Consider the following 15429-nt stretch of genomic DNA (forward strand, 5'->3'; position numbering starts at 1 on the left):
CCGTGCAGTCTAGGCGGGGTTCTCGGCGGAGAGACGCGCGATACGGGCCCGGGCGGCATCCTCTGAGGTCGACGACCGGCCAAGGAGCAGGCGCACCAGGCGGAGAACGGCTCCGGTGCCCCAGACCACCGGGAGCAGGGAGCGCCGCAGGCCGAGCAGCTCGCGGTATTCGCGGGGGATCGAGGCGACGGCGCCGGCGAACATGACCCGGTAGAAGGGCATCATGGCGGGCCGGAGCGGAGGATTGCGAATGAAGCGCACCGCCTCGGCCACGCGTTCGTCGCTCTTGAGGATGCCGGCATCCTTGAACGCATCCAGCTGTGCCTGCAGTTCGGACGCGGAGCGCGGCGGATTGTGCACGCCGACGAGTTCTCCGGCCTTGGCCCATTCGCGCACGTAGCTATCGGCCCCGCCGGGGATAGGGTCGCCCCAGAGTGTGTGCGAGGCCAGGAAGGCGTCGGTGAAAACGATGTGCACCCAGGCGAGCAGTTCGGGGTCCCCGGCGGCATAGGGGCGCTCGATACCGTGGGCGTCGCGGTAGGTGCCGGTGACCCGGTCGTGGAAGCGCCCCACGCGGGACGACTCGTGCTCGGCCAGGGTCGTGTCGGCGAAGGTCACGGTGACGAGCCACTGAATGGTGCCGGAGAGCCGTCCGAGCGGGTCTTCCCGATAGCGCGACCAATCGTGCACGCCGGCCATCGCGCCGGGATGAAGGGTCTGCATGAGCAGGGCACGGATGCCGGCGACCATCGTCGCCATCCCACCATGCACGGCCCAGGAGGCGGAGCCCGGACCGAAGAAGCCGATATCGTCGCCCTGTTCGATTTTTTCGACCCACTGCGGGCGACCAGACCCGTTCCCCGAAAAGGTCACCAGAAGATGCGACCGCCAACTGTCCACGAACCTGCCCATGGTCCGAGGCTAACCCGTCGCGGCTGGGCATCGGCCTCGAACCTTGCGTGCGGCAAAGCATCTAAACTCGAAGCCATGGCAGTGCCTCGCTTTCTGTTCGCCGACCAGCTCGGCCCGCATTTCGACGACGGCGGACCGATCCTGATGGTGGAGTCCGTCGGCGTTCTCGGTCGGCGCCCCTACCATCGCGCCAAGGCGCACCTCATTCTCAGCGCCCTCAGGCACCGGGCCAGGGAGCTCGGTGATCGGGTCGAGTACCTGCGCGCCGAGCACTACCGGGATGTGCTGGCCGGCCGGGACCTCGAGGTGGTCAACCCCACCTCGTGGGGTTCCCGCGCGCTGGTTCACGAGCTCGGCGCGCGGGTGCTACCCAGCCGCGGCTTCGTGACCAGTGAGGCCGACTTCGCCGTCTGGGCCGCGGGGAGACCGCCGTCCCGGCTGATCATGGATCAGTTCTATCGCCGTGCACGCACGGAAACCGGGCTGCTCATGCGCGGGCCCGATCCCGAGGGCGGCCGGTTCAACTTCGACCACGACAACCGTCAGCCGCCGCCGAAGGGAGCGGTGGGCCTGGGGCTGCCGGACCCCTTCCATCCGGTGGAGGACGACATCGACGAGCAGGTGCGCGCCGACCTCGACCGGTGGCAGGCCGAGGGGCGCATTCGACTGATCGGCGAAGACGGACCCCGCCGGTTCGCCGCCACCCGGGCGGAAGCGCTTGTGGCGCTCGCCGATTTCGTCGAGACGCGTTTGAGCGACTTCGGCCCCTTCGAGGATGCCTCGCTGCTCGGGGATGAGACGATGGCCCACGCCAGGCTGAGCGTTCCCCTTAATTTGGGGCTGCTGCATCCGCGGGAGGTGATCGACGCCGTAGTCGCCGCGTACGAGACCGGGGGAGCCCCACTGCAGAGCGTGGAGGCCGTGGTGCGCCAAATCATGGGCTGGCGGGACTGGGTCTGGCACCTGTACTGGCACCTGGGTGAGGACTACGTGCGGCGCAGCAACCACCTCGAGGCGCGGGTGGCCCTGCCGCGGGAGTTCCTTGAGCTCGATGGCAGTTCCGTGCGGGCGAAGTGCCTCAGCCATGTGCTCGACGAGGTGCGCCGCACGGGCTATGCGCACCACATTCAGCGGCTGATGGTGCTCGGCAACTGGGCGCTGCAGCGCGGTTACCAACCGGCCGAGCTCACCGAGTGGTTCACGAACTCCTTCGTCGACGGCGCCCCATGGGTGATGCCCGCCAATGTGGTCGGGATGTCCCAGCACGCCGACGGCGGGATCGTCGCCACGAAGCCGTATGCCTCCGGGGGCGCCTACATCTCGAAGATGAGCGACTTCTGTGGCGCGTGCACGTTCAACCCGAAGAAACGCCTGGGCGAGGACGCATGCCCGTTCACCGCCGGGTACTGGGCCTTCCTCGACCGGGTGGAGCCACGCATCCGGGGCAATCACCGTATGGCGCAACCGCTCGCCGGACTGCGCCGCCTGGTCGACCGGGAAGAGGTCGTCGAGCAGGAGCGTGCACGCACCGAGTGGTGAGCGTCGCCCGCGGGGCGCCTCGTGAGTCCGTCGCGGCCCGTAGGTCAACCACGACACCGTTAGAGTCAAACTTCTCAGCAGGTGACCTGTAACCCGAGCAGCCCTCGACTTCCCCTGAGCGAGCTGCCGCGCAAGTGTGTGGTGCTGTAGGTCAGTCAGAGCTTGAGTCCAGGCACAGGGCGGCGCGGGTCGTGGAAGCCGGCGCAGGATCCAACCTGCGCCGACCTTATAAGGTGCGCCGCGAGGCGTGCAGGGGTCTGGCCGCGGATGGCAGGCGGGAGGGAGACCTCGGGAGCGCGTCATCGGGACGCGGTCGTCGCATCGAGGTTTGCTGGGGCTTGATCCGCGTCGGGAAGGGGGGAGGAGTCCAGCGGCGGGTGGGGGTCTATCTGGGCGGGTTGCCGCGCACGCGGCTACCTGACCTCGGTCGGCCAATCGGTCACGCTGGCGAGGGCAGCCTGCAATGACAGTGCCGAAGCCCGAGCCTGCTCGGCCCCGTGGGGGTTGAAGACATCGATCGCGAGCGGCGGGCCCTCGCCGAACTTGGGGATCTCCACTTCGACGCGACCGCCGCCGACGAGGGGCACGAACGGATGCGCCGTCCCGGCATTTCGCACGGTCGACCCGGCCGCCTCCGCGATCAGCCGCAGTGCGTCGGGCTTGGTGACGTGGGTCTGGGCCACGATCGTTGCCGAGTAGTCCATGGAACTCCTTCACTGAGGCGGACATCGCGAGGAACACATCTATCGAAGCAGGCTACGGCATCCGCGGGATGGGCACCGGGCCGGTTCCGCCGTGGTGCAGCCGAACTCCTCGACCTGGTTGGTGAGCCGGAGTACCGTGGCACTGTCTGCTCACTTTCGCATCCAGAAGCTCTCAGAAGCCGGGGTCCCTATGTCGTCGCTCACCAACTACGGCCAGGCCATCGCCTCGACGACCGTCGCGCTCCAACGACTGCTGTCTTCTCCGCCGATCGGGCTGCAGGTCACGGCCTACGTGCTCGGCGCACCCCGCACCGGTGTCATCGGCCCCTCCATCAACCTGTTCCTCTACTACGACAGCCTGATCAGTTATCGGGAGGAGACCCAGAGGGGACCCAGCCGAGTGATTTCGGAGCTGCACTACCTGGTGAGTGCTTTTCCCGGCGACGACGTCGACACGGATGCCGGCAGCCACCGTGCCTTCGGTGCAGCGCGGGCCGCCATCGAACGCCATCCCGTGCTGAACGTCCCGATCGGCTCGGCAGACAACCTGCAGGTCTGGCTCTCACCCTCGCCGCTGACCAACGAGGTGCTGACCTCCCTCTGGCTGGCATCCAATGCACCGCTGCGACTGTCCTTCGGCGTGATGGCCTCGTTCACCCTGGACGCAGCCGAGCGCACGGCAGTGGTCGGAACCGTCCGTGATGTCGTGAAGCTGGCCGGGGCAGGTGCGCTCGCCGTGTTCACGGGAGCGGATGCCGTGGCGAAGGCCGAGGCCGCGGCATCCGTCGCGAACGAACTGGGCAAGCCTCTCGTGACGGTGCCCCTGAACGAGGTCGTGGGAGCCAGCGCTGCCGCCACCGAGGACAACCTCGGCCGCATCTTCGAACAGGCCGAACACCGCGGCGCCGTGCTGATGATCGCCGAGTCCGACCCTCTGTTCGGGATGCGGCCGGAGGTGCTCGATGTCGACGACCCCTACTCCGGGTTGGAGATCGGATCCATCCTCGACCTGCTCGGCCAGTCACCGAGCGTCGTGATCATTGAGTTGACTCATCCGGCCGGGGACGAGCTGGCGGACCGGACCCGGGTCGAGGTGCGCTTTCCGGGGCCGGGGCCGGGGCAGGAGCCGGAGCCGGAGCCGGATTCCGCGTCGGCCACCGGGGACTGAGCACGTCCAGCCCGAGTTGCAGAGTTAGACCTCCCGACCGGGAGGTGAGTGTCAGGAACGCCTGCAGTGCTAGAAGAGGGCCGCGCCAGATCATGGTGGGCCTCGATTCCGTCGAATCGTCGGGTCGTCGGGTCGTCGGTTCTGTCGGGACGTCGGGAAACACCTGAGACCGGTAGACACCTGTTCGTTCGCACCCGCCTACGCTGACTGGATGCCGTCTTTCCGTATCACCCTGATCATCGGTGCTCTCCATTCGGGCATCGCCCCGGACTCCGTCCTGCCGCATCTGACGGCCGCCGCCGCGGAGCTGACGACCGTGGAGGCATCCGATCTTGCCGTGGTGGCCGGTTCTCCGCGCGCGATCGTGCGCTTCACGGCGGATGACGCCGCGATGGCCCTCCGGGTCGGCGACCGAGTGCTCGTCGCGGCCCGCACCCACGTGGAGCCGGTGTCGTGGCAGGTGACCGAGCGGGTCAGGACGCGCTGGTACCCGGTGCGGTGACGAGCCGCGCCCCTTCGTCGCCGCGGCGCTGCTCCGGCCGGGCCGGCGCGATGATGGTCGGTCGGTGACCGAGCTCCGACACGTTGTCCCGGGCGCCGAGAACCTGGCAGCGCTCCGTGCCCCGGTGCCACCAGAGCGAGGCCGTCCAGGCGCAGAGCAGGGCGTCGATCAGGTCCTCCCGGTGTTTGTAGGCTCGGTCGACCAACGGTGAATGCTCCGTCACCAGGGCGTCCGAGACGGGATGGGAGCCCAGGTCGAGCGGCGGCGACGCTCGGGTGAGCCCCCAGATCCGCTGGATGAGGTCATCGCAGACCATGGCCCGCGCAGTCCGGCGTTCGTCCGGCGGAAGAGAGGTGCCCATGCGCTTGTAGCGGGGTCGCTTGTCGAGGTAGCCGAACTCCGCCGCACCCACGAGCGTCGTGTAGGGGTAGCACTCGAAGAAGCTGGGGGTGGTCTTATCCATCGGCGCGAGGCCGTCGGTGTAGGTCCAGCCGGAGGCTTCCAATCGGCGGCGGATCGTCACCCCGCCGGCCCAGGGGCGGCCGAGGTTCGACGCGTTCGCGGAGACATGCCAGCGGCCGTAGCGACTGCCGGTTTCCCGCTCGCACAGGCGCATACCGGTGGGGTTGTTCACCACCAGGGGCGCGTCAACCGCCAGCACGGCGCCGGGTTCCCACAGGGAGTCGATCCAGCGCATCACAGCATCCGTGCCGCGGGCCCAGCCGGCGTCGAGCACCCGGCCGCTCTCGTCGATGCAAGCCAGGCCGGATTCATTGGCCGGTTTCGACGTGCTGCCTTCGGCCCAGGCCAGGTCAACTCCGAGGAATCGCGTCATGAGTTATGGATAGCACAGGGAGATGGCGGGCGCAGGTTCCGCCGAGGTTCGGCACCCCTTCGTTGGGGCGTAGTCTTTTCGGATTGTTCAACAAAAAGGACAGAGGCCCTGACGATGACCCAGACTGAGAAACCATCCACGAACGGAAAGGTCATTGCGCTGGCAGTGGCGGGAGCCTTCGGCGGGTTTCTTTTCGGGTTCGACGCGTCCGTGATCAACGGCGCGGTGAATGCCATTCAAGACGAGTACGCGCTCACGGCGACCCTCACCGGCTTCGCGGTCGCGAGCGCGCTACTGGGCGCCGCAGCCGGGGCCTACCTGGGCGGCCGGGTCGGCGATCGATACGGTCGAATTCCGGTGATGCTTCTGGGCTCGATCATGTTCTTCGTCAGTTCGGTCGGTTCCGCCTTCGCCTTCAGCATCTACGACCTCGTGCTCTGGCGCATCGTCGGCGGTCTCGGCATCGGGCTCGCATCCGTGGTGGCGCCGGCGTACATCGCCGAGATCTCACCGCGAGCGATTCGGGGACGCCTCGGATCGCTCCAGCAACTCGCCATCACGATCGGTATTTTCTCTGCTCTGCTATCCGACGCCCTGTTCGCCAACACCGCGGGAGGCGCGGGTGAGCCCTCCCTGTTCGGGATCGACGCCTGGCGCTGGATGTTCCTGGCCTGCGCGCTGCCCGCCGCCGTGTACTTCGTGATCGCGAAGATCCTCCCGGAGTCCCCTCGGTTCCTGGTGCTGAAAGACCGTGAGACGGAGGCCCGCGCGGTCTTCCAGAAGGTGTGGCCCAACGGCGATGTGGACCGCGAGATCCGCGACATCCGTGCCTCGATCAAGGCCGACACGCTGGGTCAGCGTACCGGGTCACTGCGTGGCAAGGCCTTCGGCCTGCGCCCGATCGTCTGGATCGGCATCCTCTTGTCGATGTTCCAGCAGTTCGTCGGCATCAACGTGATCTTCTTCTACTCGACCACCCTGTGGAAGGCGGTCGGCTTCGAGGAGTCGAGCTCGCTCACCATCTCGGTGTTCACCGGCCTGACCAACATCGCGGTCACCTTCATCGCCATCGCCCTGATCGACCGGATCGGACGTCGGCCGATCCTGATGACCGGTTCCATCGGCATGACGCTGTCGCTGGCCACGATGGCGATCGCCTTCAGCCAGGCGGTCACTGTGGGCGGCGAGATCAGCCTGCCCGGTGCGTGGGGTGGGATCGCCCTGGTTGCGGCCAATGTGTTCGTGGTCTTCTTCGGTGCGTCCTGGGGCCCGGTGGTCTGGGTGCTGCTCGGCGAGATGTTCCCGAACACCATCCGGGTGAAGGCGCTCGGTATCGCCGCAGCGGCCCAGTGGATCGCGAACTTCCTGATCGCCGTCACGTTCCCGACACTGGCGGCAGTCTCGCTGCCGTTGACCTACGGCCTGTATGCGCTGTTCGCGGCGCTGTCATTCGTGTTCGTGCTGACCAAGATCCCGGAGACCAATGGCATGTCCCTCGACGAGGCGAACACCCTTCTGCCGCCGAAGAACGCGGCGAAGACCGCGTCGAAGAACGCGGTGAAGCAGACCGAGGTCAGATAAGCCCGTGAAGAAGTTCTCCGACGCTGACGCCGAGCCTGGCGGCACGATCGGTCAGACGGGCGTGCTCGTCGGCGGAGAGTTGCAGAGACACGGTGTGGGAGGCATCCGGATCGTCGAACGCGAACAGCTCCGGATGCGACGGGCCGGCCGGGAGCTTCGGGGTGGCGGCAGGCGAAGCGACGGCCCGTACCTTCGTGGCCGAGGTCAGCGCGGGGCGCCGAACCGGTGCGGCATCGCCCCCCCGCACCCAGCCGGGGCCGGCGTTGATCGGCGCGTTCCGCTGGTACGCCTCTGACACGGCTCGGGCCCGGCTGTCCGCGGCCTCGTTGAGCGGGTGGTTAGCGTGGCCCTTGACCCATTCGAACCGGTAGCGGCGTCCGGCCAGAGCTTCGTCGAGCTCCTGGAGCAGATCCAGGTTCATCACGGGCTTGCCATCCGCCTTGCGCCAGCCCTTGGCCTTCCAACCGCGCATCCACTTGGTGATGGAGTTGATCACATACTGGCTGTCGCACAGCACGAGAAGGTCGTCGTCGAGGTGCGCGGTGGCCCGGAACAGTTCGAGCACGGCCTTCAGTTCGCCCTGATTGTTGGTGGCGTGCTTCCAGCCGCCGGCGGCCCAACAGGAATCGTTGACGAACCAGGCCCATCCGGCGGGGCCGGGATTGCCCAGAGCCGAACCGTCGGCGGCGGCGATGATCGTCATACAGTGAGCCTTTCCTGTGGTTCCGCTGGTTCAGGACCTGTCTAGTCTGCCATCGCGGACCAGATGGGCGAGTCCTCATGGCCGCGGCCACTGAGAGTTCGCGGACGGGGGTTTTCGACTGGCTCTTCCGCCCACCCCGTCGAATTGGTTCGGTACCGGGTGCGGCGTCCGGCCCTGGAGGACCAGGGTCCACCGGGCACAGTCAGTTTTGACCGCAGGCAGCGACACAGTCAGTCGACGAGGACTCACTCAGTTAGCCACTGATGCAGGTGCCGGACGAGATCGGGGAGCCGAGCGTGGCGGCCTGCTCTACGACCGGGTCGACTTCCTCCATGGCGAGGGCGTAACCGAGGTTCTCGGTGGTGGTCGACTTCGCGAAGATGACGCCCGTTACGATACCGGCCTCGCTGAGCAAGGGGCCGCCCGATTCGCCGTGGTCGACGTCGGCAGCCAGCGTGTAGATCTGCCGGGAGGACGGGTCCTGCCCGTAGATGTCGGCTACCAGGGCCGGGGCCACGGCGACGACCTCGGCCGGCGCCGATTCGAATGGCCCGCCGAAGGGATAGCCGCTGCTCACCGCAAGGCTGCCCGGGGGAAGATTGTCGCCAATTGAGAGCGGGGGAGCATCGAGCCCCGACACTGCGATCACGGCGAGGTCCACGATCGGGTCGAAGTAGACGATCTGACCCGAACGGGACCTGCCGTCGGGCGTGACGACGACGGGCTCCTCCACCCCGGCGACGACGTGAGCGTTGGTGAGTACCCGTTCCGGAGCGACCACGAAACCGCTGCCGGACTGGTTCTGCCCGCACGCATAGGCGGTGCCGCTGATCTTCATCACCGACGCGCTCGCCGCGCGCAGGGCGTCGCTGTCGGTGCCCACGCTCGGCACGACCGGGGCCTCGCCGTTGAAGGCCTCCACGACACGCGGGATGCCCTCGGTCACCACGATGGAGCGCAGTTGGGCCAGGAAGCTCTTCACCTGGTCCGGGGTCAGGGAGTCGATCGAGCGGATCACGCTCGACGAGCTCACCGCCGACGACACCACGGGGACCCCGAGGGCACCGACGCTGAAGGCGATCATCGAGACCACGAGGGCCGACACCGCGACGGCTGCGCCGGCGCCGAGCACGCGGTCGACGACCCGGAGCTTGTTGCGAGTGCCCTGGGGAGTCAGGATCCTGCCGATGGAGCGTCCGAGCGAGAGGCCGCCGATCAGCAGAACAGCTGCGGCCGCGAGGGTCGCGGCCGTGCGCCACTCCGCGGCGGGAACCCAGGTGCCCACGAGCGGCACCAGAAAGTAGGCGGCGACGGCACCCGCCGCGAGTCCGGCGATTCCGGCGATGCTGCCGATGAGGCCGTTGCGGTATCCGGAAATCAGGTAGCCGAACAGCACGACCAGCAGCAACACATCCAGAAAAATTGAGAATGCCATCCGTGAACCTCGTCCTGTTGTCGGTGTCGTGCGCTTGCCCACCGGCCGCATCCGTCTGAACCAGAGTACGTGGCCAGTCCTCCCCAGAATGTGAATCCGCCGAGTCGTGCACCGACCCGGCTTGGATCGGGAGGTGGAGGCGGCTCCGGAGAGGGTGGACCCATGAATAGGACAATCGTCAAGACCAGGGAAGCACATGACTTCCTCGCGCTCGTGCCGCAGCTCGCCGGGTTCTTGCCCGAGAAGAGCCTGGTGCTCGTCGCCTTCCGTGGCAACCGTACCTGCGGGGCGATGCGGTTCAACCTGCCCGACCCTGCGGCACCGGAGAAGGTGCTCAAGCGCATCGCCACCACGCTCGTGGGAACGCTCTGCAAGATCCCGGACGTCGACGCGCTGGTGCCCGTCGTCTACAGCGACGAGAACATCGTGGCTGTGGCCGGCCTGCCGCAGGAACGCTTCGTCGAGGTGCTGTGCGCTCGCGCCCGGCTCTCCGGTTTCCTGCTTCGGGACGCCCTGTGCGTGGCCGCCGACGGGTGGGGCTCGTACTTCGACCCGGACTGCCCGGCCGGCGGGCATCCGCTCCGCGCGATCGCCGCCTCCGAGGTGCACCGGGCCATCCCCGACGAGGTTCGCCGCGACCTCGCGACGCTGCAGAGTCGCGCGGACTTGCCGGTGGTCGACCCGTCGATGAGAGAGCGGCTCGGCCGCCGGCTGGCGCGCTATCAACGCCTCGGCGGCCAGGCAGGCACAATGCCCGAACTGCTTGAGCTGGCCGGTGACATCCTCGACCCGGTGGTGGCCGCGGAGGCGGCGCTCGGTTTTGACCCGCAGAACCTGGGGCTTGACGACGCGGCCGCGTTGCTGTTCCTGATGCAGGGGCCGGCCTGCCGGGACCAGATGATGCTGCAATTCGCCTTCGGAGAGACGGTCGGCCGCAACACGCACTGCCTCAACCTGCGGTATGCCATCCTGCAGCGAGCCACGGGGCGGAGCCTGGACGACATCATCGCTGAGGAGCAGTCCGACGGACTCGACAGTCCGCACTCCCGGGTCACGAGCGACCTTATGCTCGGGCTCGGCCGGGAGCGCCCCGACCCCGAACGCATCGAGCCGGCGATCCGACTGCTGAAGGTGCTGGTCGCTCTGGCGCCGCGCACGGCCAGACCGGCGCCGCTGTGCATGCTGGCCTGGCTGTCGTGGGCGATGGGGCGCGGGTCGGTCGCCGGAATCTTCGTCGACCAGGCACTCGCCATTGACCGGCAGTACGGCATGGCTGAGTTGCTCCACACCGTTTTCGGTTCGGGGCACCTACCAGACTGGGCGTTTGCGGTCCCTCCGGACGAACCCGAAAACGCCTGAGCGGAATGCCGCTATCGGACTTCCGGCGGCAGGTAACCGGCTTCAGGCATCCGGTTGGCCATAGCGGCTACAGGTACTTGGGCGCCTCCGACAGCACGCCGTACAGGATGTCGCCGATCTCGCTGAATTCGGCCGGGCCGATGGTCAGCGGGGGAGCGAGCTGCACGACGGGGTCTCCGCGGTCGTCGGCACGGCAGTACAGCCCGGCCTCGAACAACGCCTTGGAAAGGTAGCCGCGCAGCAGGCGCTCAGACTCGGCGTCGTTGAAGGTCTCCTTGGTGACCTTGTCCTTCACCAGCTCGATTCCGAAGAAGTAGCCCTCGCCGCGCACGTCGCCCACGATCGGCAGGGCGAGCAGCTTCTCGAGCTCGGCCCGGAAAAGTGGCGAGTTCTCACGCACGTTCTCGTTGAGCTTTTCCTCCTCGAAGATGTCGAGGTTGGCCATGGCCACGGCCGCGGAAACCGGGTGGCCACCGAAAGTGTAACCGTGATAAAAGGTCGTGTCACCGTGCTTGAAGGGCTCGTAGATGCGGTCGCTGATAATGGTGGCGCCGATCGGGGAGTAGCCGCTGGTCATGCCCTTCGCGCAGGTGATCATGTCCGGCTCGATCCCGAAGGTCGTGGATGCGAACATGTTGCCGATGCGTCCGAAAGCGGTGATGACCTCGTCGGCCACCAGCAGCACGTCGTACTGGTCGCAGATCTCGCGCACCCGCTTGAAGTAGCCGGGGGGCGGCGGGAAGCAGCCACCAGAGTTCTGCACGGGTTCCAGGAACACCGCGGCCACGGTCTCCGGGCCCTCGAACTGAATCATCTCTTCGATGCGGTTGGCGGCCCACAGGCCAAACTTCTCCACGTCGTCACCGAGCCCGGAACCCAGCTCGTCGGCGCGGTAGAAGTTGGTGTTCGGGACGCGGAATCCGCCGGGGGTGACCGGTTCGAACATTTCCTTCATGGCCGGGATGCCCGTAATGGCCAAGGCGCCCTGCGGGGTGCCGTGGTAGGCCACGTTGCGGGAGATGACCTTGTGCTTGGTGGGGCGACCCTGCAGCTTCCAGTAGTACTTGGCCAGCTTGAAGGCGGTCTCCACGGCCTCGCCGCCTCCGGTCGAGTAGAAGACCCGGTTGAGGTCGCCGGGCGCGTTTGCGGCCAGACGATCGGCTAGTTCGATGGCGCTCGGGTGGGCGTAGGACCAGATTGGGAAGAACGCGAGTTCCTCGGCCTGCTTCGCCGCCACCTGGGCGAGCCGCTTGCGGCCGTGGCCGGCATTGACGGTGAACAGCCCGCTCAGGCCGTCGATGTACTTCTTGCCGTTCGAGTCCCAGATGTGGTGGCCGACACCCTTGGTGATGATCGGCACGCCGTGGCCGCTTTCGAGCACGGACTGGCGCGAGAAGTGCATCCAGAGGTGGTCTTTCGCCTTCTGCTGCAGGGTGGCGTTCTCTGCATCCGTGTAGACGCGGGGTGTGGCCGACGCCTCGGCTGTGGTGTCGCCGGTGCTGTCGGTGGCAACTTCGGCGGCGACTGCGGTGACGGGCGCGGCGGAGTCGGTGGTGGCTAATGTGATTGTCATTTTTTTACCGTGTTCCCCAGTTGTAGAACTGCTTGTGGAGTTTGAGATAAACGAAGGTCTCGGTGGAGCTGACGCCCTCGAGACCACGGATCTGTGAATTGAGGAGGTCGATCAGCTCGTCGTCGTCCTCGCAGACAACTTCGACCAGCAGGTCGAAGGATCCGGCCGTCAGGACGACGTAGTCTACGGCCGGAATGGCGGACAGCCGGTCCGCGAGCAGTCGAGTGTCCCCGGTCGCGCGGATGCCGATCATGGCCTGGCGGTAGAAGCCCAGCTGCATCGGGTCGGTGACGGCGACGACCTGCATGACGCCGGCATCCGTCAATTTCTGCACGCGCTGCCGCACTGCGGCCTCGCTCAGGCCCACCGCCTTGCCGATTTCGGCATACGAGCGTCGGCCGTCGTTCTGGAGCTGCTCGATGATCTTCTTCGAGACCTCATCCAGTGCTGCCGGCCTGCCCGCATTGCGCCCGTTTACGCTCATCCAGCGAGTATGCCAGCGGGAGTGACCTCAGGCAAGCGATTCCGAAGCAATTCACGTCAAACACAACGGAATCCTTGGGAGTTTGCCTGGTTCAGGCTCGGTTCCCGCCGCTGGGATGGTCGCTAATGGGGAGGTTCCGCCGGCTCATCGAACCACTCGGGAGTCCCGTGAGCGCTCGCGACCTTCGCAATTTCGTCAACGGCGGCCACCGTGGATAACCAATTCGACGGAGATTTTGGTTATAACCAGCTGCTTTGGCGGGTTCAGGGCCGATCCAGCCAGAATCTCCGTCGAATTCGTTCGGGACGGAGTTGATCCTCGGCTCGGTTCGGATCGACGTGGTGGCCGGAACGGACGTTCATCCCGCGCCGCGGCCCACTGCTCGATTGTGTCGGCGGCGGGAGCAATGGCCTCGTCGCGGAGATGCCGCACGGCGGACTCACGCACTCCGGCTACGGTAAAGACCTGTCGATGTACGAGTTCGCGGACTACGCGCAAATCACGCACGCCATGTCATACATCGGCCACCGACCTGATCGGCCACTGAATCGGCGTCCGAATATTGATCGTCAACGTAACGGAAAGGCACCATTCCCGTGGGGCGCGTCGGATACGAAACCGGTCTCGGCACCGAAGCCGCCTGGATCTTCGTCGTGGGGCGCGGCTTCATCGCCGCCCTGCCCGCCGGCACCCCGTCGGGCATCACCCTGACCCTGGCCGCGCTGGTGACGGCACCCCACGTCGAAGCCGAAGAGCTCGTCGCCCTGTTGCCACTCGGTGGCGAGCACGCCGTCGAGCATTTTGCGGTGATCATTCAGCGCGCTCCCACGGACGAAGACGGCATCCCCGTCTCCGTGGTCCTTCGCGGCGAAGTCGCGGTCGACGTGTACTCGGTCGGTGGGTCGCGCCGGTTCTCGGACGCCAGCATTCGCCCCTGGCTGCTGGCCGACTTCCGGGCCGTGACCGGTCTCACGGTGGGTTCCACCGGGCGACCCGTGGCCTCCTCGCGCGCCCTCGACTCCGGCCGACCATTCGGGCTCGGATCCGTGTTCGCGAACACCCTGTTCTGGTCGTTGGCAGAGCACAGCCAATCCGAGGCAGCGCAGGCCGACGCTGCGCAGGCCGACGCAGCGCAGGCCGACGCTGCGCTGACTGACGATTCACCTGCCGACGATGCCACGATCGTGCGCTCCGGCTCTGCGGGCCGCGCGGCGGACGCCGACACCGTTCTCGCCCGCCCGGCCGGGGCCGACACCCTGATCTCCGACGTCCGGGCGCCCGGGCAGCCCGGGCCTGCGGCCGGCGCACGGGCCCGGGCCGCCGAGGCTCGCTTTGCGTTCCGGCTGCCGAACGGGGAGGAGATCCCGCTGGACCTTCCCTGCCGGCTCGGTCGCCGACCGCGAGCGCCGCGCATCAGTGCCACCGCGCCGGTGCGGCTGATCGAGGTTGCCTCGCCCACCTCCGCCGTCTCCGGAACCCACGTGGAAATACGACAGGAGGGCGGCTCTGTCGTTGTCACCGACCTCGGTTCCACGAACGGCACCGTGGTGGCTCCGCCACGCGGGCGCAGGCAACGGCTCCATTCCGGCCAATCGCTCGCAGTGCTGCCCGGTACGACGGTGCACTTAGGGGACGGTAATATCATCGAGATCCTCCCCGCAGCCGGCAACACGCCCGGTCAGTAATCGCACGGCAATTTCGGAAGGCACAACCGTGACCCAGATTGGTCAAGGCTCAACCGGTTCCATCGTCGTACTTCCATCGGTGCAGAAAACCGTGACGCTGGCCTGGGCGGCGATCACCGACACCGGGCACCGCCGCCAGATCAACGAAGACAGCCTCGTCGCCGAAATTCCCGTCTTCGCGGTCGCCGACGGCATGGGCGGTCACTCCGCCGGCGACGTCGCCAGCGCCGCCGTCGTGACCCGGCTGGCCGAGCTCGCCGGAACGGACCACGTCGAAGCGGAGGCGATCAACGACGCGCTCAGCCGTTCCGTCGTCGACATGGCCTCGGGCGAGGGTGTGACCGACCTTGGCACCGGAACGACCGTGACGGGCGCCGCGCTGGCCGTCGTCTCCGGCGAGCCGCAGTGGATCGTGTTCAACATCGGCGACTCCCGGGTGTACCAGCTCACCTCCGGCGTGCTGGAGCAGGTTACCACCGACCACTCCGTGGTCCAGGAACTCGTGGACGCGGGCCGGATCACCAGGGACGAAGCGGATGTGCACCCGCACGGCAACATCGTCACCCGCGCCGTGGGCTTCCACGAACCGCCCGTGCCCGACTATCGCATCCGCCCCCTGCAGGCCGGGATGCGGCTCCTGATCTGCTCCGACGGCCTGACCAAGGAGCTGACGGCGTACGGCATCCGTCATTTCTTGATCTCCAACCCGCGGGCGGATGACGCGGCCAGGGCTCTCTTGGAAGCCGCGCTCGACAACGGTGGCCGCGACAACGTCACGGTGATCGTGCTCGACGTGATCACCGTCGGCGATGTCGTACCCCCAGAGTTGGGGTAGCTTTCTACCGCCCGTCCGGCAGCGAGACACCTAAAATTAGGGAGCGCCTGTCGAGTCACCCGGTCGATATGCGCCTACTCACGCACGACCCGCACTGATGATGACACCGGGAGG

14 protein-coding genes are annotated in these 15429 nt (G+C 67.1%); 7 read left to right on the forward strand and 7 right to left on the reverse strand.

The features are described from left to right. Positions 1-9: 9 nt before the first annotated feature. A complete protein-coding gene (locus tag E3N94_RS05475; protein WP_134401949.1) occupies positions 10-912 on the reverse strand; it encodes an oxygenase MpaB family protein in 903 nt (300 codons plus the stop codon). A gap of 75 nt (positions 913-987) precedes the next feature. Between E3N94_RS05475 and E3N94_RS05480 the strand changes: the two genes are divergently transcribed. Continuing rightward, entirely contained in the window at positions 988-2451 is a 1464-nt protein-coding gene (locus tag E3N94_RS05480) for a cryptochrome/photolyase family protein (RefSeq protein ID WP_104099645.1), read from the forward strand. 413 nt (positions 2452-2864) lie between these two features. Here the strand turns inward: E3N94_RS05480 and E3N94_RS05485 are convergent, their stop codons facing one another. Next, positions 2865-3155: a hypothetical protein gene (locus E3N94_RS05485; RefSeq protein ID WP_104099644.1), complete on the reverse strand. Its 291-nt coding sequence runs from the start codon at positions 3153-3155 to the stop codon at positions 2865-2867. A 190-nt stretch (positions 3156-3345) separates the two neighbouring features. On the opposite strand from E3N94_RS05485, the gene E3N94_RS05490 reads away from it, so the two are divergent. Continuing rightward, a complete protein-coding gene (locus E3N94_RS05490; protein ID WP_134401950.1) occupies positions 3346-4323 on the forward strand; it encodes a Pvc16 family protein in 978 nt (325 codons plus the stop codon). Positions 4324-4534: 211 nt separating this feature from the next. After that, entirely contained in the window at positions 4535-4825 is a 291-nt protein-coding gene (locus E3N94_RS05495; protein WP_134401951.1) for a hypothetical protein, read from the forward strand. Here the strand turns inward: E3N94_RS05495 and E3N94_RS05500 are convergent. After that, the gene (locus E3N94_RS05500) at positions 4797-5660 is read right to left on the reverse strand and encodes a DUF429 domain-containing protein (RefSeq protein WP_134401952.1); all 864 of its coding nucleotides are present in this window, start codon (positions 5658-5660) and stop codon (positions 4797-4799) included. The genes E3N94_RS05495 and E3N94_RS05500 overlap by 29 nt on opposite strands. A 9-nt stretch (positions 5661-5669) precedes the next feature. Here E3N94_RS05500 and E3N94_RS05505 point away from each other — a divergent pair, with 9 nt between their 5' ends. Then, positions 5670-7241 (forward strand): sugar porter family MFS transporter, encoded by a 1572-nt coding sequence (locus E3N94_RS05505; RefSeq protein WP_255570370.1) that lies wholly within the window; start codon positions 5670-5672, stop codon positions 7239-7241. Here E3N94_RS05505 and E3N94_RS17560 read toward each other — a convergent pair. Beyond that, positions 7234-7944 (reverse strand): RNase H family protein, encoded by a 711-nt coding sequence (locus E3N94_RS17560; protein ID WP_134401953.1) that lies wholly within the window; start codon positions 7942-7944, stop codon positions 7234-7236. The two genes, E3N94_RS05505 and E3N94_RS17560, sit on opposite strands and share 8 nt — an antisense overlap. A 253-nt stretch (positions 7945-8197) precedes the next feature. Beyond that, positions 8198-9379: a MarP family serine protease gene (locus E3N94_RS05515; RefSeq protein WP_134401954.1), complete on the reverse strand. Its 1182-nt coding sequence runs from the start codon at positions 9377-9379 to the stop codon at positions 8198-8200. Between the two features lie 162 nt (positions 9380-9541). On the opposite strand from E3N94_RS05515, the gene E3N94_RS05520 reads away from it, so the two are divergent. Beyond that, positions 9542-10738 carry a DUF4192 domain-containing protein gene (locus E3N94_RS05520; protein ID WP_134375053.1) on the forward strand — a complete coding sequence of 399 codons (1197 nt, stop codon included), beginning with the start codon at positions 9542-9544 and terminating at the stop codon, positions 10736-10738. Positions 10739-10805: 67 nt separating this feature from the next. Here the strand turns inward: E3N94_RS05520 and E3N94_RS05525 are convergent, their stop codons facing one another. Together E3N94_RS05525 and E3N94_RS05530 are read right to left on the reverse strand one after the other, a co-directional pair. Further along, entirely contained in the window at positions 10806-12311 is a 1506-nt protein-coding gene (locus tag E3N94_RS05525; RefSeq protein WP_134401955.1) for an aspartate aminotransferase family protein, read from the reverse strand. A gap of 4 nt (positions 12312-12315) precedes the next feature. Continuing rightward, complete coding sequence (locus E3N94_RS05530; RefSeq protein WP_104099637.1) at positions 12316-12795, reverse strand: Lrp/AsnC family transcriptional regulator; 480 nt, start codon at positions 12793-12795, stop codon at positions 12316-12318. Positions 12796-13391: 596 nt separating this feature from the next. Between E3N94_RS05530 and E3N94_RS05535 the strand changes: the two genes are divergently transcribed. After that, on the forward strand, positions 13392-14480 hold the full coding sequence (locus E3N94_RS05535) for an FHA domain-containing protein (protein ID WP_166790068.1): 1089 nt from the start codon (positions 13392-13394) through the stop codon (positions 14478-14480). Positions 14481-14517: 37 nt separating this feature from the next. Further along, entirely contained in the window at positions 14518-15315 is a 798-nt protein-coding gene (locus E3N94_RS05540; RefSeq protein WP_233191185.1) for a protein phosphatase 2C domain-containing protein, read from the forward strand. The last annotated feature ends 114 nt before the right edge of the window (positions 15316-15429 follow it).

The organism is Cryobacterium sp. Sr3, from assembly GCF_004402835.1.
Lineage (GTDB): Bacteria > Actinomycetota > Actinomycetes > Actinomycetales > Microbacteriaceae > Cryobacterium > Cryobacterium sandaracinum.